We start from the raw sequence: 19,655 nt of genomic DNA on the forward strand, positions 1-19,655 counted from the left end.
TATATCAGCACACTTCACTCACGGCTCCCTGTGTCGATCATGCCCCTGACCCTCCATCTGCTGCCCCTCGCCGCCACGGTCGCCCTGCTCGTGTCGCGTCGTGTCAGCATGCTGACCGCCGGAACCGCGGGCATGGCGCTGGCCGCCGGGGTGCTCATGGCGGCCCTGATGGTGGCGCAGCCGAGCGGCGCCACCGCTCCGGATTGGCTGGCCCAACTTCCCGGCTTGCTCCCCGCCGTGGCGCTGAAAGCCGGCGAGGGAGCGTGGCTGGCGTGGCACGCCATGTCGATCATCGCGGCGGGCCTTCTGTTCCATCGCGCCTTCGAGGCACGCGCCGTCAAGGCCGAGGCGCAGGTCGAGGCGAAGACACCGGCCGAGCGCCGCCGCGCCGTCTTCGTCGCCTGCCTGCTCGCCGGTCCCTTCGCCGAATCGGTGACGGGGTTCGGCGTCGGGCTGGTCGTGGCGCTCGCCATGCTTCGCCCGCTGAACCTGCCGCCAGCCCACGCCGCGGCGCTGGGCCTGTTCAGCCAGATGCTCGCCCCCTGGGGCGCGCTGGGCGTCGGCACGCGGGTCGGGGCGGAGCTGATCGGGGTTTCCTTCACCGAGCTGGGCACGGCCAGCGCGGCCCTCATGGTGGTGGTCCTGCCCAGCCTGCTGCTGGTGTTCTGGCGGCTGATCCACGGCGCCGGGCTGACCTCCAGCCTGAGCGACCGGGCCAGGGACCTCGCCCTGATGCTGGCGCTGGCCGGGCTGCTTTGGCTGACCAACCGCTTCGTGGCCCCGGAACTGGGCGGTGGGCTGGCGACGGCGGTGCTCCTGCTGGCGGTGGAGGCGCGACGCCTGCCGCGCGACGCCGCCGGCCTGTCGCGGCTGCTGGCCCTGTTGTGGCCCTACGTGGTCCTGGTCGGCGGGCTGATGGCGACCCGGCTGGTGCCGCCGCTGTCGGGCTGGACGGCGGACCGGCTGGTGCTCGACCCCTTCGGCGGGCTGGCGCCGATGCCCCTGCTGCGCCACCCCTCGACGTGGCTGGTCGCCATCGCCCTGGTCATGCTCGCGGGCCTGCCGCGCGGGCGCGCTCTGCCGGTGGCGGTCCCCGCCCTGCGCGCGGCACTGGTGCCGATGGCGGCGACGCTGGTCTTCGTGGAGCTGGCCGCCTTCATGGCCGCCTCCGGCGGAGCGGCGGCCTTCGGGCAGGCGTGGCAGGCGGTGGCGGGCTCCGCCGCCGTGCTGGCGGTGCCGGTGCTGGGGGCGGCGACGGGCATGCTGACCGGTTCCAACACGGCGTCGAACGCCCTGATGATGCACATCCAGGTCAATCTGGCGTCGGGCAGCGGCCTGCCGCTGATCGCTGCCGCCGCCATCCAGGTGGTGGCGGGAAGCGTCTGCACGCTGCTGACGCCGGGCCGGATCGTTCTGGCCTCCAGCCTCCTGGGGCTGACCAAGGCGGAATCCGCGATCTACCGGCTGGCTCTGCCCATCGGCGTCGCCTCCACGGCGTCGCTGCTCCTCGTCGTCACCGCCTGGGTCTGGCTGGTGTAGGCATCAGTCCTGGGGTTCCGGTTCCGTCGCGCGGTCGGGGAACAGCTCCTCCACCCGCACGCCGGACTCCCGGCAGATGCGGGCCAGCCGGTCGGAGGACAGGACGTCGGTGACGAAGGTGTGGACCTGCGAGATGTGACCGATGCGCACCGGGGCGGTGCGCTCCAGCTTGCCGCGGTCGGCGACCAGGATGACGTGGCGGGCGTTCGCCATGATCGCCTGCGACACCCGCACCTCGCGGTAGTCGAAGTCGAGCAGCGCCCCGCTCTCGTCGATGGCCGAGGCGCCGATTACCGCGAAATCGGCCATGAACTGGTTGAAGAAGTCGATGGCGGCCTCCCCGACGATGCCGCCGTCCGACCGCCGCACCACGCCGCCGGCCACGATCACCTCGATGTGCGGCTCGGGGCGCAGCAGGTTGGCGACGTTGATGTTGTTGGTGATGACCACCAGCCCGCTGCGCCCCTGGAGGGCGCGGGCCACCTCCTCCGTCGTCGTGCCGATGTTGATGAAGAGGGAGGAGCTGTCGGGCACCAACTCCGCGGCGCGGCGGCCAATGGCCCGCTTCTCGTCCTGGGCGATCAGCCGCCGCGCCTCGTAGCCGAGATTCTCCACCCCCGACCCGGCGACGGCGCCGCCATGCACCCGCTGGAGCAGGCGGCGGTCGCACAGCTCGTTGAGGTCCTTGCGGATGGTCTGCGGCGTGACGTTGAATCGGGTGGCCAGATCATCGACCAGCACGCGCCCCTGCGTGCGGGCGAGCGCCAGGATGTCGGTCTGCCGGGGAGTCATGATATCCATGGCGGCATTCAAGCCGACCGCCGCTTCGCCCGCAAGTTCATTCGAAAGCGAAACGGCGCGATTTGCCCCTATGATCAGAGCCTCTGCCCGTCGGGACCGAAGAGATGCGCGGTTTCGCCCCGCAGGTTCAAGCGCAAGCGCTCGCCTGCCGCCACCGGCCGGTCGCCGTCGAGGCGGACCAGGAGTCGCTGCCCATCCTCCAGCGCGGCGTGGCAATGCGTCTCGCCGCCCAGCCGCTCCACCGCCAGGATGGTGGCGAGCAGCCCGGCCCCGCCATCGGCCAGCCCCACATGCTCCGGCCGGACGCCGAGCGTCAGGGGTGTGCCCGCTCGCGGTGCTGCGCCGTCGGCGGCGACATCCAGCGGCACGCCGCCGGGCAGCCACACCCGCACCGCCCCGTCCGTCCATCCCTCCGACACCACATCCAGGAAATTCATGGCCGGCGAGCCGATGAAGCCGGCGACGAAGCGGTTGCGCGGACGGTGGTACAGTTCCAGCGGCGTGCCGGCCTGCTCCACCCGCCCGGCGTTCAGCACGACGATGCGGTCGGCCAGCGTCATCGCTTCCACCTGATCGTGGGTCACGTAGATCATGGTGGCGCGCAGGTCCGCCTTCAGCTTGGCGATCTCCAGACGCATCTGGACGCGCAAGCCGGCGTCGAGGTTGGACAGCGGCTCGTCGAACAGGAAGATCTGCGGCTCGCGCACGATGGCCCTCCCGATGGCGACTCGCTGGCGCTGCCCGCCCGACAGGTCGCGCGGCTTGCGATCGAGCAGGTCCTCGATCTGAAGAAGACGCGCGGCGGCGCGCACCCGCTCCGCGATGGTCCCCTTGTCGGTCCGCGACAGCGTCAGGCCAAAGGCCATGTTGTCGTAGGCCGTCATGTGCGGGTAGAGCGCATAGGACTGGAAGACCATGGCGATGCCGCGCGCCGCCGGCGGCCGGTCGTTCACCCGCTGCCCGCCGATGAACAGGTCCCCGGCGCTCGGCTCCTCCAGCCCGGCGATCAGGCGCAGCAGCGTGGACTTGCCGCAGCCTGACGGCCCGACGAAGGCGACGAACTCGCCGTCCGCGACCTCAAGATCGACGCCGTGGATGACCTCGATCCGCCCGAAGCTCTTGCGCACCCCGCGCAGCGTGACGCCCGCCATCGCCCTACCCCTTCACAGCGCCGGCGGTCAGGCCGGAGACGATCCGCCGCTGGAACAGCAGCACCAGCCCGATCAGCGGCACCGTCACCACCACCGACGCCGCCATGATCCGGCCCCAGGGCAGCTCGTACTGGCTGGCCCCCGACATCAGCGCGATCGCCACCGGCACGGTGCGCGCGTCGTCGGTCAGGGTGAAGGTCAGGGCGAACAGGAACTCGTTCCAGGCGGCGATGAAGGCGAGCAGCCCGGTCGCCGCCAGCGCCGGCCCCATCAGCGGTAGGAACACCCGCGTCACGATCACGAAGGGGCCGGCGCCGTCCACCATGGCGGCCTCCTCCAGCTCCTTCGGCAGCTCGCGCATGAAGGTGGTCAGCACCCAGACGGTGAAAGGCAGCGTGAAGATCAGGTAGGACAGCACCAGCGAGCCGATCCGGTTGTAGAGGCCGAGCCAGCGCACCAGCTCGAACAGGCCCGACAGCACGGCGACCTGCGGGAACATCGACACGCCCAGCACCACGAACAGCAGCAGCCCCCGCCCGCGGAAGCGCACCCGCCCCAGCGCGTAGGCGGCCAGCACCGCCAGCCCAAGCGACAGCGCCACCACCGCCGAAGCGGCCAACAGGGAGTTCAGGATGTTCCGCCCGAAGGGCTGCTCCTTGAAGATCGCCGCGTAGTTCGCCAGCGAGGGCTGCGAGGGCCATGCCTCCACCGTGAACAGCGCGCTGCCCGCCTTCAGCGAGGTGACGATGGCCCAGGCGAAGGGAAACACCGCCCAGACGACGATTCCCAGGACCACGAGAGCAAAGGCGGTGCGTTTCAGGCCCATCCCCTCACCTCCCCGCATCGACGCGGACGCGGCCGAGCGTCACCGCCAGCACCGTCGCCACCGCCAGCACCAGAACCAGAACCGTCGCTGCGGCGGAGCCGTAGCCCACGTCCTGGAAGTCGATCAGATATTGCCGGGCGTAGACCGACATCGACATGGTCGACCGGCTGTTGCCGGTCAGCACATACATCAAGTCGAACACGCGCAGCGCGTCCAGCGTGCGGAACAGCACCGCCACCATCAGCGCCGGACGGATCAACGGCAGCGTGATGCGGAAGAACACCTTCACCGGATGCACCCCGTCCACCCGCGCCGCTTCGTAGAGGTCGCGCGGCAGCATCTGGAGGGCGGCCAGGATCAGCAGCGCCATGAAGGGCGTGGACTTCCAGACATCGACCGCGATCACCACCGGCAGCGCCAGATCGGGATCGGCGGTCCAGGCCTTCGGCTCGGCGATCAGCCCCAGTCCCATCAGGATCGCGTTCACCACGCCGTAGAGGTCGTGGAACATCCACCCCCACATCTGGGCCGACACCACGGTGGGGATCGCCCAGGGGATCAGGACGGCGGCGCGCAGCAGCCCGCGCCCCGGCAGATGCGCGTTCAGGATCAGCGCGATTCCCAGCCCCAGCACCGTCTCGATCCCCACCGACACGACGGTGAAGACCAGCGTGTTCCACACCGCCCGCCACCAGACGGGGTCGCGCACCAGCCACAGGTAATTGTCCAGCCCCACCCCCTGGAAGCCGTCCAGCGTGGCGAGCGTCGCGTCGGTGAAGGAGAAGAAGACCGTGCGGAACAAGGGCCAGCCGGCCACCCCCGCCAGCACGACCAGCATCGGCAGCAGGAACAGCCACGCCGCCCGGCGCCTCTGCCGCTCCAGGCTGGAGTGCGGAAGACCGCTCACCAGCGCCCTCCCCGGCTGATGCGGACCAGAGCCTCCTTGAGGTCCGGCAGCATCGCCTTGGCGTCCTGCCGTCCGGTCAGAACCTCGTGGACGTTGGCGTAGAACTCCGCCGACACCTGATTGTAGCGCATCCCGGTCGCCTGGGCCGGCCGGTTGACCGCGTTGGCGATGGACTCGGCCAGCGCCGCGAAGAAGGGGTTGGCGGCCAGCACCTCCGCGTCCTCGTAGAGGGCCGGGATGGTCGGGTTTGACGCGCCGTGGATGGCCCGCCGCTTCTGCTCGTCCAGGCCGGTCAGATACAGCGCCAGGTCCGCGGCTTCGTCCGCATGGGCGGAGAATTTGCTGACCGCCAGCATCTGCCCGCCCAGCGTGGACGTGTGGCGCCCGCCCGGCCCGCCCTTGGGCAGCGGCACCACAGCAACCTTGCCGCCGACCGCGCTGTCGGCCGCGTTGACCAGCGTCCAAGCGTAGGGCCAGTTGCGCATGAAGACGGCGTTGCCGGACTGGAAGACGCCGCGCGCCTCCTCCTCCATGTAATTGAGGACTCCGGGCGGGCTGATCGAGCCGACCCAGCCGCGGGCCATGGCCAGAGCCTCGGCGGCGCGTGGGTTGTCGATGGTGATGGCGCCGTCGGGGGCGACGATGGTGCCGCCGTTGCGGCTGGCGATCCATTCCAGCGCGTTGACGGTCAGCCCCTCGTAGGCGCGGCCCTGCCAGACATAACCCCACATCCGGTCGTGCCCGGCGGCGCGTTTCGCCCGCTGGATCAGGGCGGCGGTGTCCCGAAGCTCCTCCCAGGTCTGCGGCACCGGGCGCCCGTGGGCCTCCAGCAGATCCTTGCGGACATAAAGGACCCCGGCGTCGGCGAACCAGGGCATCGCGACCAGCCGGCCCTTGACCGTCGCGGCCTCGACCATCGCCGGAAGATGGCGGCGGACGGTGTCCGCCCCGGCGCGGTCCTTCAGGTCGATGAAGTAGTTGCCGAGGATGCCCGGCCAGACCACGTCGATCTGGAACACGTCGATGTCCGGCGACCCGGCGGCGAGAAGCTGCTGATAGAGCGCCAGCTGCTCGCTCGCCCCCTTGGGCGGGGAAACGAAGCGGACCTCGTTGCCGCTGCGCCGCGCCCACTCCTGGGCGCCATCGCGGCACAGGTCGAAGCTGATGCCGAGCCCGCTGCAGGCCAGCGTCACCGTCGCCCCGGCGGCGGGGAGCGCCGAGACGGCCGTCAGCATCCCCGCCAAGAGCAACGCGCACCGCCGCGCCCATCGCCGCGCCATGGAGCCCCTTCCATTCCCGGTCGATCCGGGTCCGGAAGGGAAACTGCAATGGCCGCGGTCGAGTTCCCTGACGCTTATGCCCCGGCCCGTCAGGCGGGGGTGGCGGCCTCGCGACGGCAGTGCAGCAGGCTGAACAGGCCGAAGGGCGGAACGGTCTGCAGCTCCTCCACCTTCAGGCGGGAGCCGGACATCAGCGTGTCCAGCGTGAAGTCGGGCCGCCAGCCCAGCTTCTTGGAGAAGGGCGCCATCCAGTTCTCCACCGAGCGGCGGATGCCCGGCTTGTCGGCGGCGAAGTGGTTGACGATCAGGATGTCGCCGCCGGGACGGCAGACGCGCTCCAGCTCGTTCATCGTGCCCTGCGGGTCGGGGACCACCGTCATCACATACATGGCGACGACGAGGTCGAAGCTGCCGTCGGCGAAGGCCAGCGTGCCGGCGTCCATCTCCAGCAGCCCCTCCACATTCTCCAGCCGCTCGCGGTCCACCCGGTCCTGGGCGACGCGCAGCATCTCGGAGGACAGGTCGATGCCGACCACGCGGTTGTCCTTGCGGTAGTCGGACAGGGAGATGCCCGTGCCCACGCCCACCTCCAGAACGCGCAGACCGCCCCGCCGGTTGATCCACTTCACGGCGGCGTGCCGGCCGGACGCCAGCAGGTTTCCGAAGACGGGGTCGTAGAAGCGCGCGTAGCGCCGGTAGGCGGCGCGGATGGAGTCGGCGTCCATTGGGTTTCCCTCACGATTCCTGGCGCAGGATTTTCGGCCGCGACCATAGCGGCCTTTCGCACCACAGGAAAGCCGCAGCGCGCCCTCCTTGTTCCACAGCGAGCCGCACTTCCGTCTCCGCTTCGCATGGTCATCACATGTGCGGCACGGATGTTGACACCACCATCAACATGACTCATGGTGCCCGCGCGATCACCCCAAATAAGGGATGCCCCCGTGGCCCACGAGATGAGCGGCGAGGAGCTGCGCCGCTACCGCGAACAGCGCGGCATGAACCAGCAGGCCCTGGTCGGCTGGCTGAACGAACGGCTGAACCGGCGCTACGACCGCGCCAAGATCTCCCGCTGGGAAACCGGGGCGGAGCGGATTCCGCAGATCGTCGCGGGCGCCCTGAAGACCGTGACGGAGCCGGTGGGCATCCCCGCCGCGGCGGTGCGGGCGGCCCCGGTGGTGTTCTGCGCCGCCAACCAGAAGGGCGGGGTCGCCAAGACGACCACCTGCGTCAACGTCGCGTGGCTGCTCGCCCAATCGGGGCGGCGCGTTTTGCTGATCGACTGCGACCCGCAGGCCAACGCCACCGTTCATCTGGGCGTCGACCCGCACGAGCGGGAGCTGGCCAAGGCGACCCTGACCCACGCGCTGAAGGCCAGCCGGCCGATGCGGGAATTCATGACCCCGGTCTGCGACGGGGCGTTCGACCTGCTGCCCTCCTCCATCTCGCTGGCGGCGACCGACCGGGAGCTGCTGCGCCAGCCCAACGGCACGCTGATCCTGCGCGCCAAGATCGCCCAGCTCGCCGGTCAGTACGACTTCGTGGTGCTGGACTGCCCGCCGCATCTGGGCGAGCTGACCGTCTCGGTCCTGAACGCCGCCGACCAGCTGCTGATTCCGACCCAGACGGAGATGCTGTCGATGATGGGCATCCCGCAGCTGTTCGAGACCATCGCCGGCGTACGCGAGCTGGTAAACCCGCGCCTGCAGATCCTCGGCATCCTGCCGACCATGTACAGCCCGCGCCGCCTCCAGGACGAGACGGTGATGAAGGAGCTGCGGGAGCTCGCCGCGGCGGAGCAACTCCACCTCTTCTCCCCGGTCAAGCGGGCCGCCGACTATTCCAAGAGCGTGATGGCCGGGCGCCCCGGCCTCGCCTACAACCCGAACTCCGCGGGCGCGGAGAGCTTCCGCGAGATCACGGACGCCCTGCTGGCCCTCGCCGGGGAGGATATGCGCCATGGCGCGTAAGCTCGACACCTCGAACGCCGGCCTGTTCAAGCGGGCGCTCAGCCGCACCGGCAGCGGCGGGGGCAGCAACGCCGCCCTGTTCGGGCTGTCCGGCAAGATGCGCCACCGCGAAATCCCGCTGGATCAGGTGGAGCCCAACCCCGACCAGCCGCGGCGCAACGCCCGCGCGGCCGACATCGCAGCGCTGGCCGCCTCCATCGGCGAGCGGGGATTGCTGCAGCCGATCAACGTGCGGGAGGTCGCCCCCGACCACTTCCAGATCGTGGCGGGGGAGCGGCGCTACTGGGCCTTCCGCGCGCTGGAGCGGGAGACCATCCCGGCGCTGGTCATCGACACCGACGACGTTCAGGCGCTGGCCCTGATCGAGAACGCCCAGCGCGTCGATCTGCACCCCATCGACCTTGCCCTGACGCTCGCCAAGCTGATCGGCGACAAGGGGCTGACGCAGGAGCAGGCCGCCGTCCTGATCGGCAAGTCGCAGGAGTATGTGGCCCGCCTGCTGGGCATCCTGCGCCTGCCCGCCCGCATCCTGGAGGAGGCTCCGGACCGGACCGCCGTCTCCGTCTCCCTCCTCATGGAGCTGGCCGAGCTGCCCGACGAGGCGATCCAACTCGCGCTGTGGAAGCGGGCCGGCGACGGCCTGACCGTCAAGGACGTGCGCAACGCCAAGCAGGAGCGCAGGGCGGCTCTCCCGACCACCCCGTCCGCGGCGCCCGCTTTGCGGGCTCTACGCAGCAACGTGGATAAGATCCATAGCCTGCGCGCGTCTGGCCATGCGCTGGCCGAGGACCAGCGGCGGGAGCTGCGCGACCTGCGCGACGCCATCGACGCACTGCTGCGCGAGTGAGGGCAGGGAAAAAATCACCTGAGCGGGAAAATTATTATCACAACTCCGCGCCGATAGCGGTCATTGGACAGAATTCGACTCTTGCGCGATGCTTGGCGGCGTTCCGCCATCCGTCCCCAGAAGGGTGCAGCCATGTCCGATACCGCCGTCGCCAACCCGACCGCCTCCACCGCCCAACTGCCGGCCGTCCAGGCGCCCGCGGCTCCGTCCGCGCCGCCGCCGAGCGGCGCTGCCGTCATCCAGAACGAGCAGGGCAAGGCGAACTCCCTGCTGAACACCATCGCGGACAAGCTGGACCGGCTGGTCACGCTGACAGTGGTGACCGCGATCGCCGACATCGACGTGGTCCAGGACGATCCCAATCAGGTCGGCTTCACCTGCCGTCCAAAGGCTGGCACGACCATCGAGGCGTTCCAGACCCAGGTCAATCTGGTCACCGGCGACATCGAGAACCTGATCAGCCGCGATTTCGCGACCAACACCGCCTACCACAGCCTGACCGAATTCCATCTCGCCCAGGTGACCAAGAGCAGCGACATCGTCAGCACCAACCTGAAGGCGATCCGCGATCTGGCCGTCCAGATCTCCGGCCGCACCGGCTGACCCGCCTCCTGGACGGCGGGACGTCGCCGCACCGCCGCCTCCCCGACGCCCTCCCCCAACCCAGCAAGGTGGCCGATGTCCCAGTTCGTCGATCTGGCGCGCAACCTTCTCGCGCTCGAAATCAACACCGTGCTGAAGACCGGCATCTCGGCGGAGAAGATGCCGCTGGCGGGAGACGCCCTGATCGATCTGGCGCAGGAATATTATGTTTTCCTGTGCGAGCAGTTGGACACCTTCGGCAATCGGGAGACGGCGATCCTCGCCCCCTGGGCCGGCCGGGTATCGGAAACCTTCCATTGGGGGCTGGCGCCCTTCGTCCCGCCGTCCCAGGCCGCCCAGCCCGACCGCTACGACCCGTTCTTCTTCAGCCGAGATCTGCCGGGCAACGACCCCGCGCGCGGCACCACGATGAAGGTCTTCGACGATCTGCGCGAGGTGGCGAGCTGGCTGCGCGAGATGACCGACCGCACCCTCGACGCCGCCCGGCAGCCCGGCGCCACCGCCGACGTGGTGTCCGCCGCCGCGATGATCGACCGGGACGCGCCGCCGATCCTGATGCGCATCCAGCGCAACTCCGACCAGATCAACGACGTGCTGCGGCGGCGCGGGCTGGACACCGTCAGCTATCTGCGCGGCATCGACGAGGAGGTCCGTCGCATGCCGACGCTGAAGACGGCGGACGTCGTGACCATCCGCAAGGCGTGGGACGTCGGGACCGAACTGGTGGTCATGCAGTCGACGATCCAGATCGACGGCGACGTGGTCACCCGCCTGCTGAAGGGCCGCGACAACGCCGGGAGCAGTGTCATGATCGGCGTCCACAAGGACGCGGTGGACGTCTCCTTCCGTTATTGGAGCTTCCTGATCGACGCGTTGGGGCGGTTCGCCGGGAAAGCCGTGAACACCCTGGTGGGAGACACGGGGTAGCCCGCTGCGCCGACGCTTCCTCAGCGACCTTCCGCATGGCTTCGTCTGGCGGCGCGACGCCCTGGCCGAGATGGTCGGGCGTTTGCGCCGGGGCAAGGCCGGCCTGATCCCGCGTCGCGGGCATGGCATTGCGCTCGCCCTTCAATTCTTCGCCCAGGGCGGGCGGACGATCGGCCTGCGCGTGCCGGTGGCCGCGCCATCACCCGGAAACGGCAGCGTCCTGCGCACCATCCCGGTCCGCGTCTCGATCCAGCCCGATGGCGACGTCCTGGTCGCCCTGCCCCGCGCCGAAGTCGAAAGCGGGCGGTTCGACGCCGCATCCGCGGCGCGCCTGACCGCGCAGTTGCGCCGGCTGGTGGGGCGGGTCACCACGACGAACCCGCTGTGGGGAATCGACGCCCTCCAGGCGCTGGGGGAGGCCGTCACCGCCGTCGCCGGGCTGTGCAGCGGCGCCGTCCTGCTTTGGAACGGGTTCGAACGGATGACCGCCGGCCAATGGGCGCACAGCGGCGCGACGCTCGTGCTGCTGGCCGCGCCGGCTGCTCTGGCGAAGATGCGGCCCTGGCTTCTCGGGGCGGTGGCGCCCAAGCTGTTCCCGCTGGCGCTCAAGGCCGGTGAGCGAATCCTGCGGATTTGAGCCGAATCCGATTGGTCACACCACTTGGTGCGGTGCAGTAGGGCTCTGAAAAGTCATTTCTTATTGACATCCCTGTGAAAAATCGCACCCGCTCGCATCTGCGATGTTGCAGCGCATTGGCCCGGAGCTGGACTTGTTCTATGTTATGCCTGCCGCCGCGGTTGATGGCTCCCCCATAAGGACCATCGGCACGACAGCATCCGTAACAAGAAGCAACCCCTTTGCTTCTGCGGTTCACCAGCGGGCTTGCCTCACCAGGAGCTGGCCGTTTCTATTACTGGAGCGATTGTAATGTCTCAGAAGATCGCGCTCGTCACCGGTGCCATGGGCGGTCTCGGCACCGCCATCTGCCAGGCCCTGGCCAAGGACGGTTACATCGTGGCGGCGAACTGCCTGCCGAACTTCGAACCGGCCGCCGCCTGGCTGGGCCAGCAGGAAGCCCTCGGCTTCAAGTTCTACGTGGCAGAAGGCGACGTTTCCGACTTCGAAAGCTGCAAGGCGATGGTCGCCAAGATCGAGGCCGACCTGGGTCCGGTGGACATCCTGGTGAACAACGCCGGCATCACCCGCGACAAGTTCTTCGCCAAGATGGACAAGGCCCAGTGGGATGCGGTCATCGCCACCAACCTGAGCAGCCTGTTCAACGTCACCCAGCAGGTGTCGCCGAAGATGGCCGAGCGCGGCTGGGGCCGCATCATCAACATCTCTTCGGTGAACGGCGTGAAGGGCCAGGCCGGCCAGACCAACTACTCCGCCGCCAAGGCCGGCGTGATCGGCTTCACCAAGGCGCTGGCCGCCGAGCTGGCGACCAAGGGCGTCACCGTCAACGCCATCGCGCCGGGCTACATCGGCACCGACATGGTCATGGCCATCCGTGAGGACATCCGCCAGGCCATCACCGACAGCGTTCCGATGAAGCGCCTGGGCCGTCCGGACGAGATCGGCGGCGCGGTGTCCTACCTCGCCTCGGAGATCGCCGGCTACGTCACCGGCTCGACCCTGAACATCAACGGCGGCCTGAACTACCAGTAAACCACTGGCAGCGCTAGACGCTGGCGGCAATTCGCCCAGCCGGCAAGCACACGGCCCGTTCCCGGCCTGACCGGGGACGGGCCGTGTGCCTTTCGCTCTTCGGAGCATCCCTTCAAAGTAAAACGCCCGGGATCGGGTGGACCGTTCGCGCCGCGCACCTCCCCTTTGCGTCATGGCTTCGGTAACGGCCGGTCATCTGAACAGTATACTCCCGCAGATTTCCTGTTGAATCCGTTCGGGCCTCTGTATCCGCGCCCACCAGCGAGTATGCTCCCCAGCAGCACGCAAGTTGCGTCCTGAGGCCGCACCACGCCCGTCTTCCGGAATCAACAGACGTCGAGCACCCGCACATGGGAATCTTCCATGCGGGAAGGGAGGAATCGTGCCTGAATCGCCGATCAAGCAAACTCTGCCGGGAGACGGGACTGCCCGTCACAGGTCCGGGGCCGATTACGTCTACGGGATCGACATGGTCCGCTTCGCCGCGGCTTTGCTGGTCACCGGCTTTCACCTGACTTGGCGCGACCCGGCGGTCGCCGACGTGATGTGGTCGGGCTGGGCCGGGGTGCAGGTCTTCTTCGTGGTGTCGGGCTTCGTCATCGCCAATTCGGCCAACAACGCCAGCCCGATCGCCTTCATCCGGTCGCGTCTGTTGCGCCTCTATCCGGCGGCCTGGGTCTGCTCCATCCTGTGCCTCGTCGCCCTTGTGCTGATGCCCGGTCCCGACCCGGATCTGGTGCGGCGCTTCATCGCCTCCTTCACGCTGGCGCCCGCCGGCCCCTACATCGCCTCGGCCTACTGGACGCTGCCGGTGGAGATCGCCTTCTACGCCGCGGTCTTCCTGCTGCTGTTCAGCGGGAATTTCCACCGGCTGCCCCAGTTCGCCCTGGCGCTGACCGCCGCCAGTTCGGCCTATCTCGGCGTCTACAGCCTGCACGTCTTCGGCGTCGTCAGCCTGCCGTTCCTGGAATTCGAGTACGGCATGCTGAACATGACGCTGCTGCGCCACGGCGTGTTCTTCGCGCTGGGCATCTTCCTATGGCTGTGGTCGCGCGGCAAGCTGACCCGGACGGGCACGGCCGCCGCCCTGCTGGCCCTGATCGCCGCGCCGCTGGAGATCACCGCCCGGTCGGTGGAGTTCGTGGATCGCTCGCCCGTCCCGCTGAACCTCGCCGATCTGTGGATGAACCCGCTGATGATCTGGGGCGCGTCGCTTCTCGCCATCGTCGCCTCGGTGCGCTGGCGGACGGAGATCGCCACGCTGCCGCAATCCACCCTGTCGCTGCTGCGTCTGGTCGGGCTCGCCACCTATCCGCTCTACCTGCTGCACGAGGTGGTGGGCGGTTCGGCCAAGGCGTTGGCGATGCAGGCCGGGGCTTCCTCGATGGTCGGTGCGGTGACGGGCGGCGCGCTGTCCATCGCCGTGGCCCTGCTGGTCGCCGCGGTCCTGGAACCGGCGGTGCGCGACCGGCTGCGCCGTCTGCTCGACATCCCGCAGGCCGCCTTCTCGGCCCGCCCCGCCTTCAGCACCTTCTACCGCTCCGGCGGAACCGTGTGACCAAACGCCCAACCGTTACCAAACGCTTCCACAAGAAACGATCGCCGTGAATTCCAGGGGAGAAACCTGAATGTACACCGACGCGCTTGGTGGCGATGTCCTGTGCCCCGCGTCCTCCATCGAGATCGACCGGGTCGACCGCAGCGGCTGGTACGCCATTCTCGATGGCTTCGACGACGCCAACATCTTCCAGACCTGGGATTATGGCCGCATCGCCCACGCCGGGCGGGAGTTGAGCCACCTCGTCGTGCGGCGCGACGGGCGCCCGGTGGCCGCGGTGCAGGTGCTGCTGCGCCGCGTCCCGGGCATCGGCGGCCTGGCCCTGGTCATGTGGGGGCCGATGTGGCACCCGCGCGGCCAGGGACCGGACCACGCCGCCCTGATGACCGCGCTGCACGCGCTGAAGGCGGAATACACCGACCGGCGCGGCCTGCTGCTGCGCCTGCTGCCCCATGTCTCCCAGGCGGACGGGGAGACGGTGACGGCGGCCCTGGCCTCGCTGGGAATGCAGTTCCGGGAGGAGAAAGCCCCCTACCGCACCTTCATCACCGACCTGACGCCGGACGAGCCGGGTCTGCGCTCCAATGTGTCCCACCACTGGCGCCGCGGGTTGAACAAGGCCGAGCGGATGGGGATCGAGGTCGTCGAAGGCTCCCACACCGAACTGCTGGAAACCATCGACGACATCTTCGTCGAGACGCAGCGCCGCAAGGGCTTCAAAGCCTACGACAGCCGCACCTTCACCCGCATCAACGAGGCGCTGCCGCCGCGCCAAAAGATGCGCGCCTTCCTCGCCATGCACGAGGGGCGGCCGGTGGCCGGGGTGGTCGTGTCGCTGTTCGGCACCACCGGGCAGATGCAGAACTCCGCCACGCTGGAGGCCGGGCTGCGGGTCAATGCCGCTTACCTGCTGCAATGGCGGGCGATGCTGTGGATCAAGGCGAACGGCGGGCTGCGCTACGACCTGCACGGGGTGAACGCCCAGACCAACCCCGGCGTCTATCAGTTCAAGCGCGGTCTCGCCGGCAAGCATCCGGTCGAGACGCTTCACATCGGCACCTTCGAGACGCCCGGCCCGCTGCCCAGCCGCCTGCTGGTCCAGGGCGGCGAATCGATGCGCGCCCAGGCCGACCGCTGGAAGACCCAGGCCGGCGCGATGGTGAGCCGGTTGCGCAACTGGAAACCGCGCCAAGCCGAACCCGTCCCGGCGGAGGAGATGGATGCCTCCGACGCCGCCGTTCTGGCGAAGGCCCCGACCGGCCCCGCCTGAGATTTGCCCGGCGTGAGGTTGGCCGGAAGACCGTGTTATGATCGGCCTGGAACGGAGGCCGACCCATGACCAGCACTCCCCTGATGATGCAGGAAGCCGCAGCCGCCCCGGCAGCGGTGCGGCGCCTGCTGGACTCCGATGCCGAAGCGGTGGCGGCCCTCGCCGCCCGGCTGCGGTCCGTGCCGCCGCCCTTCGCGATGACCATCGCGCGGGGCAGCAGCGATCACGCCGCCGGTTACGCCCGCTACCTGTTCGAGACGGCGCTGGGTCTGGTCACCGCCTCGGCGGCGCCGTCGGTCGTCACGGCCTACGGCGCCGATCTGCGGGTGAAGAACGCCTTCGTCCTGGCCATCTCCCAATCGGGCCAGAGCCCCGACCTGCTGCGCGTCGCGGACGCGGCGCGGGCCGGCGGTGCCCTGACGGCGGCGCTGGTCAACGCGGAGGCTTCACCGCTGGCGGAGCGGGTCGCCCACCCCCTGCCCCTGCACGCCGGGCCGGAACTGAGCGTCGCCGCGACCAAGAGCTTCGTCGCCAGCCTCGCCGCCGTCGCCCGGTTGACCGCCGTCTGGACGGATGACCGCGCGCTTCTCGATGCCCTTCCACGGCTGCCCCAAGGGCTGGAGCGGGCCGGCGCGGCGGACTGGTCGGCGGCGCTGCCGGTGCTGGAATCCGTGTCCAGCCTGCTGATCGTCGCGCGGGGCCGCAGCTATCCCATCGCCCAGGAAATGGCGCTGAAGTTCAAGGAGACCGCCGCCGCCCATGCCGAACCCTTCAGCGCGGCGGAGGTGATGCACGGCCCCATGGCGCTGGTCGAGCCGGGCTTTCCCGTGCTGGTCGTGGCGGTGCGGGACGCGACTCTGGACGGCGTGCTGGACACCGCCCGTGCGCTGAAGCGGGCCGGCGCCCATCTGCTGGTCGCATCCGCCGTGGAGCGGGCGCTCGCCCTGGCCGACACGCCTTTGCCCCTGCCACCCCCGCTGCACCCGGTGCTGGACCCCATCGCGGCAATCCAGGCCTTCTACCCCTTCATGGCCCGGCTCGCGGTGGCGCGCGGCTTCGACCCCGACCGGCCCCGCCATCTGCGCAAGGTCACCCGGACGGTTTAGGAATTACCTCGAATTCGCGGTGATCTTTTCGGCGCCATCGCCACCGTCCGTTGACGCGTCCCGACCGGCTCGCGCTAGGCTTGCCGAAACCACGGCTTGGCAGCGAAACGGGACAACAGCATGACCATCAGCATCGGCGCGGACGACCTTCTGCGGTTCGAAAGTCTGGGCGACAATTGCGAATTCGGCTTCGTCCTGCGCCGGTTGTCCTGCGAGGCGGGAAGCCTGTTCCGCTGGGCCTCCATGAAGCCCGACCAGCTTCTGACCAAACTGCGCGCCAATTTCGAGGGCATGTACCGGTTCGAGAATTTGTCGCCGCTGCGCACCGGCATGGTGCTGGATTCCGCCTATGGCATCGGCTGGCACAGCGACATGAAGTCCGACATGACCGGCGGGCGCTTGGCCTTCCGCGACGACGAGGCGACACGGCGCGCCCTGCACCGCCGGGAGACGCGCAAGATCCAGTATCTCCAGGCCAAGTTCACCGCGCGGGCGGCGCTGGGCGGGGTGATCTTCGTCGTGAAGTCGAACCCCGGCATCGCCCCCGCCACCATCGACGGGCTGTACGAGGCGCTGGCCGCCCTGGCGGGCCATGACGACTTCGCCCTGCTGGAGGTCCAGGCAACGGACGATCCCGCCCGCATCGGCCGTGTGGACTGGCAGCGGCCCGGCCTGATGCGCGGCTACGTCACCCGCTTCGCCCCCTATCATCAGGCGGACGACATCGACGCCGCGGCGTGGTTCGCCATCGTCCAGGGCGCGCTGCGCCTGTTCCCCTGCCACGACTGGGAGCAGCGCCACGCCGCCCTGCGCATCGGCACGCCGGACGCGCTGGTTCAGCTCCGCTTCCCCTTCGGCGCCGATCAGGACATGAGCAAGCCCCTCACGGGCGACCTGCGCGCCGGAACCGCCCGCCTGCTGAACGGCAACAGCTGGTGCCGCCCTTACGAGGGCCTGTTCCGTCTGCACGGCCCCGATCCGGAGCGGCCCGGCACCACGCTGCGCTGGACGGGGGTGCACGCGCCCGGCCCCTTCCATCTCGGCGCCACCCTGCGCTGCCCCCTGCGGGATTCCGTCCCGCTCCGCGTCGCGGTCGCCATCGCCGCGGAGGACGGCGCGACGCTGGCCGAGGAGCGGTTCGAGGTGCATCCCGGCCGGGCCACCGACCTCGTGCTGGACGCCCCCGCCGCGAAGGGAGCGCTGACCGTCTCGCTGACCGTGAACGCCGTGCGCCCGCTGGCCGAGGGGGAGCGCGCCGTGCTGGACCTCTCGCCGCCCGCCTTGCATCCGGAGCAGGTGCCGGCCGTCGCCCTTCCGGCGAAGGCGGCGTGAGTCGGATCATCAAAGCGGGATGGGCCGGGGTCGCCACACTGCTGGCGTTCCTGGCCGTCCCGGCGCACGGCGAAACGTCTGTCGGGCCGCGCACGCAGCCGCCCTACCCGGACTGGCTGGTCAAGCGCATGGAGACGCTGCGGCGGCAGGATCCGAAGGCGATGCTGCTCGGGGACTCCCTGATCGCCGGCTGGCCGCCCGACCTCGCCCGCCGGCTGTTCGACGCGGAGCCGATGAATTTCGGGGCCGGGGGCGACACCACGGGAAACCTGCTGTGGCGGGTGCGGCAGGCCTTCGGGCCGGGCATGGGGCTCAGGTCTGCGCTGGTCCTGATCGGAACGAACGACCTGCCGGACCGCTCCGCCGCGGAAATCGCCGGCACCATCGGGACCATCGCCGCTGATGTGAAACGGTCCGCGCCCGGCGCCTGCGTCACGCTGCTCACCCTGCTGCCGCGGCGCGACGGCAACGCCGCTTTTGCCGAGCGCATCATGGACGTGAACCGACGACTGACCGCCCTCGCCGGTCCCGGCCTGCGCGTGATTGACGCCAACACCCCGATGCGCGACGCCTGCCCGGCGGAGGGCGCCTGCCCGCTCTACAAGGACCCGGTGCATCTGACCCGCGCGGGCTATGAGCGGCTGACCGCCGTCGTCGGCAAGACCGGTTGCTAGAAAGATGTCGAAGACGGCGGGGCTTCGGGATATCTAGGGGTCATGACCAGCGACACCGCCGCCGCCGACCGTACCGGCACCGATTTCGAGATCTTCATCGTCACCGCGCCGGGGCTGGAATCCGTGCTCTGCGCGGAGGTGAAGGCCAAGGGCTTCCGCGACGCCACCGCCATCAAGGGCGGCGTCACCGTCCGCGGCGGCTGGCCGGAGGTCTGGCGGGCGAACCTGGAACTCCGTGGGGCGACCCGCGTGCTGGCCCGCGTCGCTTCCTTCCGCGCCTTCCACCTCGCCCAGCTCGACAAGCGGGCGCGCCGGGTGCCCTGGGCGGAGTTCCTGCGCCCCGACGTGCCGGTCCGCGTCGAGGCGTCCTGCAAGGGCTCGCGCATCTACCACGCCGGGGCGACCGCCCAGCGCATCGAGCGTGCCATCACCGAGGAGCTGGGCGCGCCGATCTCCGCCGAGGCGGAGGTCTCCATCAAGGCCCGCATCGACGACGACCTGTGCACCATCAGCGTCGACACGTCGGGCGAGTCCCTGCACAAGCGCGGCCACAAGGAGGAGATCCACAAGGCCCCGCTGCGCGAGACGCTGGCCGCCCTGTTCCTGCACCATTGCGGCTACGACGGGACGGAGCCGGTGGTCGACCCGATGTGCGGGTCCGGCACTTTCGTCATCGAAGCGGCGGAGATCGCCGCCGGCCTGCACCCCGGACGCACCCGCCGCTTCGCCTTCGAACAGCTCACCGCCTTCGACGAGGCGGCGTGGCAGGCGATGCGCTCCACGGGCGGCACAGGCGCCGCGCCCGCCGTCCGCTTCTACGGCAGCGACCGCGACGGCGGGGCCATCGCCATGAGCCGCGCCAACGCCGAGCGCGCGGGCGTCGCCGCTTTGACGGACTTCCAGAAGCACGCGGTCAGCGACCTGATGCCGCCGGAAGGGCCGCCGGGCCTCGTCATCGTCAACCCGCCCTACGGCGCGCGGATCGGCGAGAAGAAGCCGCTGTTCGCCCTCTACGGCGCGCTGGGGCAGACGTTGCTGTCGCGCTTTTCCGGCTGGCGGGTCGGCCTCGTCACCAACGAGGCGTCGCTGGCCCAGGCGACCGGCCTGCCCTTCCAGCCGTCCGGCCCGTCGGTGTCGCACGGCGGTCTGCGCGTGACGCTGCACAGCACCGCCGCCCTTCCCTGACCCTGCTCCAGAC

The 19,655-nt window shown here is 69.7% G+C and carries 19 protein-coding genes; 13 read left to right on the plus strand and 6 right to left on the minus strand.

Annotation, left to right across the window (positions count from 1 at the left end; all coding sequences use genetic code 11):
- Nucleotides 1-39: 39 nt before the first annotated feature.
- A complete protein-coding gene (locus DS837_RS05760; RefSeq protein WP_149163837.1) occupies nucleotides 40-1,539 on the plus strand; it encodes an L-lactate permease in 1,500 nt (499 codons plus the stop codon).
- A 3-nt stretch (nucleotides 1,540-1,542) separates the two neighbouring features.
- Here DS837_RS05760 and DS837_RS05765 read toward each other — a convergent pair whose 3' ends face one another.
- The 6 genes from DS837_RS05765 to DS837_RS05790 form a co-directional block, all read right to left on the minus strand.
- Nucleotides 1,543-2,340 (minus strand): DeoR/GlpR family DNA-binding transcription regulator, encoded by a 798-nt coding sequence (locus DS837_RS05765; RefSeq protein WP_149163838.1) that lies wholly within the window; start codon nucleotides 2,338-2,340, stop codon nucleotides 1,543-1,545.
- Nucleotides 2,341-2,414: 74 nt separating this feature from the next.
- Complete coding sequence (locus tag DS837_RS05770; RefSeq protein ID WP_149163839.1) at nucleotides 2,415-3,491, minus strand: ABC transporter ATP-binding protein; 1,077 nt, start codon at nucleotides 3,489-3,491, stop codon at nucleotides 2,415-2,417.
- Nucleotides 3,492-3,495: 4 nt separating this feature from the next.
- On the minus strand, nucleotides 3,496-4,317 hold the full coding sequence (locus DS837_RS05775; protein ID WP_149163840.1) for a carbohydrate ABC transporter permease: 822 nt from the start codon (nucleotides 4,315-4,317) through the stop codon (nucleotides 3,496-3,498).
- Nucleotides 4,318-4,321: 4 nt separating this feature from the next.
- Entirely contained in the window at nucleotides 4,322-5,224 is a 903-nt protein-coding gene (locus DS837_RS05780; protein WP_425599234.1) for a carbohydrate ABC transporter permease, read from the minus strand.
- Nucleotides 5,221-6,459: an ABC transporter substrate-binding protein gene (locus DS837_RS05785; protein WP_247889791.1), complete on the minus strand. Its 1,239-nt coding sequence runs from the start codon at nucleotides 6,457-6,459 to the stop codon at nucleotides 5,221-5,223. The genes DS837_RS05780 and DS837_RS05785 overlap by 4 nt, the downstream gene beginning before the upstream one ends.
- 134 nt (nucleotides 6,460-6,593) lie before the next feature.
- Complete coding sequence (locus DS837_RS05790) at nucleotides 6,594-7,229, minus strand: class I SAM-dependent methyltransferase (RefSeq protein ID WP_149163842.1); 636 nt, start codon at nucleotides 7,227-7,229, stop codon at nucleotides 6,594-6,596.
- A gap of 216 nt (nucleotides 7,230-7,445) precedes the next feature.
- Here DS837_RS05790 and DS837_RS05795 point away from each other — a divergent pair, with 216 nt between their 5' ends.
- The 12 genes from DS837_RS05795 to DS837_RS05855 all read left to right on the plus strand — a co-directional run bounded on the left by DS837_RS05795 (nucleotide 7,446) and on the right by DS837_RS05855 (nucleotide 19,642).
- Complete coding sequence (locus DS837_RS05795) at nucleotides 7,446-8,471, plus strand: AAA family ATPase (protein ID WP_149163843.1); 1,026 nt, start codon at nucleotides 7,446-7,448, stop codon at nucleotides 8,469-8,471.
- On the plus strand, nucleotides 8,461-9,318 hold the full coding sequence (locus DS837_RS05800) for a ParB/RepB/Spo0J family partition protein (RefSeq protein WP_149163844.1): 858 nt from the start codon (nucleotides 8,461-8,463) through the stop codon (nucleotides 9,316-9,318). Before DS837_RS05795 ends, DS837_RS05800 begins: the two co-directional genes overlap by 11 nt.
- 132 nt (nucleotides 9,319-9,450) lie before the next feature.
- Complete coding sequence (locus DS837_RS05805) at nucleotides 9,451-9,921, plus strand: hypothetical protein (RefSeq protein ID WP_149163845.1); 471 nt, start codon at nucleotides 9,451-9,453, stop codon at nucleotides 9,919-9,921.
- Nucleotides 9,922-9,996: 75 nt separating this feature from the next.
- On the plus strand, nucleotides 9,997-10,848 hold the full coding sequence (locus DS837_RS05810; RefSeq protein WP_149163846.1) for a hypothetical protein: 852 nt from the start codon (nucleotides 9,997-9,999) through the stop codon (nucleotides 10,846-10,848).
- Nucleotides 10,849-10,918: 70 nt separating this feature from the next.
- A complete protein-coding gene (locus DS837_RS05815) occupies nucleotides 10,919-11,485 on the plus strand; it encodes a hypothetical protein (protein WP_149163847.1) in 567 nt (188 codons plus the stop codon).
- A 291-nt stretch (nucleotides 11,486-11,776) separates the two neighbouring features.
- Entirely contained in the window at nucleotides 11,777-12,517 is a 741-nt protein-coding gene (gene phbB / locus DS837_RS05820; RefSeq protein WP_149163848.1) for a beta-ketoacyl-ACP reductase, read from the plus strand.
- Between the two features lie 382 nt (nucleotides 12,518-12,899).
- Nucleotides 12,900-14,075: an acyltransferase family protein gene (locus DS837_RS05830; protein ID WP_149163850.1), complete on the plus strand. Its 1,176-nt coding sequence runs from the start codon at nucleotides 12,900-12,902 to the stop codon at nucleotides 14,073-14,075.
- Nucleotides 14,076-14,145: 70 nt separating this feature from the next.
- Nucleotides 14,146-15,345: a lipid II:glycine glycyltransferase FemX gene (locus tag DS837_RS05835; RefSeq protein WP_149163851.1), complete on the plus strand. Its 1,200-nt coding sequence runs from the start codon at nucleotides 14,146-14,148 to the stop codon at nucleotides 15,343-15,345.
- Nucleotides 15,346-15,410: 65 nt separating this feature from the next.
- On the plus strand, nucleotides 15,411-16,451 hold the full coding sequence (locus tag DS837_RS05840; protein WP_149163852.1) for an SIS domain-containing protein: 1,041 nt from the start codon (nucleotides 15,411-15,413) through the stop codon (nucleotides 16,449-16,451).
- Between the two features lie 120 nt (nucleotides 16,452-16,571).
- Nucleotides 16,572-17,783 carry a hypothetical protein gene (locus tag DS837_RS05845; protein ID WP_149163853.1) on the plus strand — a complete coding sequence of 404 codons (1,212 nt, stop codon included), beginning with the start codon at nucleotides 16,572-16,574 and terminating at the stop codon, nucleotides 17,781-17,783.
- Nucleotides 17,780-18,457, plus strand: a complete 678-nt coding sequence (locus DS837_RS05850; RefSeq protein ID WP_149163854.1) for a GDSL-type esterase/lipase family protein — start codon at nucleotides 17,780-17,782, stop codon at nucleotides 18,455-18,457. Before DS837_RS05845 ends, DS837_RS05850 begins: the two co-directional genes overlap by 4 nt.
- 42 nt (nucleotides 18,458-18,499) lie before the next feature.
- Nucleotides 18,500-19,642, plus strand: coding sequence for a THUMP domain-containing class I SAM-dependent RNA methyltransferase (locus DS837_RS05855; protein WP_149163855.1), 1,143 nt, complete (start codon nucleotides 18,500-18,502; stop codon nucleotides 19,640-19,642).
- The last annotated feature ends 13 nt before the right edge of the window (nucleotides 19,643-19,655 follow it).

Source organism: Azospirillum brasilense (assembly GCF_008365405.1).
GTDB lineage: Bacteria > Pseudomonadota > Alphaproteobacteria > Azospirillales > Azospirillaceae > Azospirillum > Azospirillum brasilense_D.

Excerpts from the sequence above, each read along its gene's own strand:
- DS837_RS05760 (WP_149163837.1), top strand. The coding sequence starts at position 40 with ATGCCCCTGACCCTCCATCTGCTGCCCCTCGCCGCCACGGTCGCCCTG.
- DS837_RS05765 (WP_149163838.1), bottom strand. The coding sequence starts at position 2,340 with ATGGATATCATGACTCCCCGGCAGACCGACATCCTGGCGCTCGCCCGC.
- DS837_RS05770 (WP_149163839.1), bottom strand. The coding sequence starts at position 3,491 with ATGGCGGGCGTCACGCTGCGCGGGGTGCGCAAGAGCTTCGGGCGGATC.
- DS837_RS05775 (WP_149163840.1), bottom strand. The coding sequence starts at position 4,317 with ATGGGCCTGAAACGCACCGCCTTTGCTCTCGTGGTCCTGGGAATCGTC.
- DS837_RS05785 (WP_247889791.1), bottom strand. The coding sequence starts at position 6,459 with ATGCTGACGGCCGTCTCGGCGCTCCCCGCCGCCGGGGCGACGGTGACG.
- DS837_RS05790 (WP_149163842.1), bottom strand. The coding sequence starts at position 7,229 with ATGGACGCCGACTCCATCCGCGCCGCCTACCGGCGCTACGCGCGCTTC.
- DS837_RS05800 (WP_149163844.1), top strand. The coding sequence starts at position 8,461 with ATGGCGCGTAAGCTCGACACCTCGAACGCCGGCCTGTTCAAGCGGGCG.
- DS837_RS05805 (WP_149163845.1), top strand. The coding sequence starts at position 9,451 with ATGTCCGATACCGCCGTCGCCAACCCGACCGCCTCCACCGCCCAACTG.
- DS837_RS05810 (WP_149163846.1), top strand. The coding sequence starts at position 9,997 with ATGTCCCAGTTCGTCGATCTGGCGCGCAACCTTCTCGCGCTCGAAATC.
- DS837_RS05815 (WP_149163847.1), top strand. The coding sequence starts at position 10,919 with ATGGTCGGGCGTTTGCGCCGGGGCAAGGCCGGCCTGATCCCGCGTCGC.
- phbB (WP_149163848.1), top strand. The coding sequence starts at position 11,777 with ATGTCTCAGAAGATCGCGCTCGTCACCGGTGCCATGGGCGGTCTCGGC.
- DS837_RS05835 (WP_149163851.1), top strand. The coding sequence starts at position 14,146 with ATGTACACCGACGCGCTTGGTGGCGATGTCCTGTGCCCCGCGTCCTCC.
- DS837_RS05840 (WP_149163852.1), top strand. The coding sequence starts at position 15,411 with ATGACCAGCACTCCCCTGATGATGCAGGAAGCCGCAGCCGCCCCGGCA.
- DS837_RS05845 (WP_149163853.1), top strand. The coding sequence starts at position 16,572 with ATGACCATCAGCATCGGCGCGGACGACCTTCTGCGGTTCGAAAGTCTG.
- DS837_RS05855 (WP_149163855.1), top strand. The coding sequence starts at position 18,500 with ATGACCAGCGACACCGCCGCCGCCGACCGTACCGGCACCGATTTCGAG.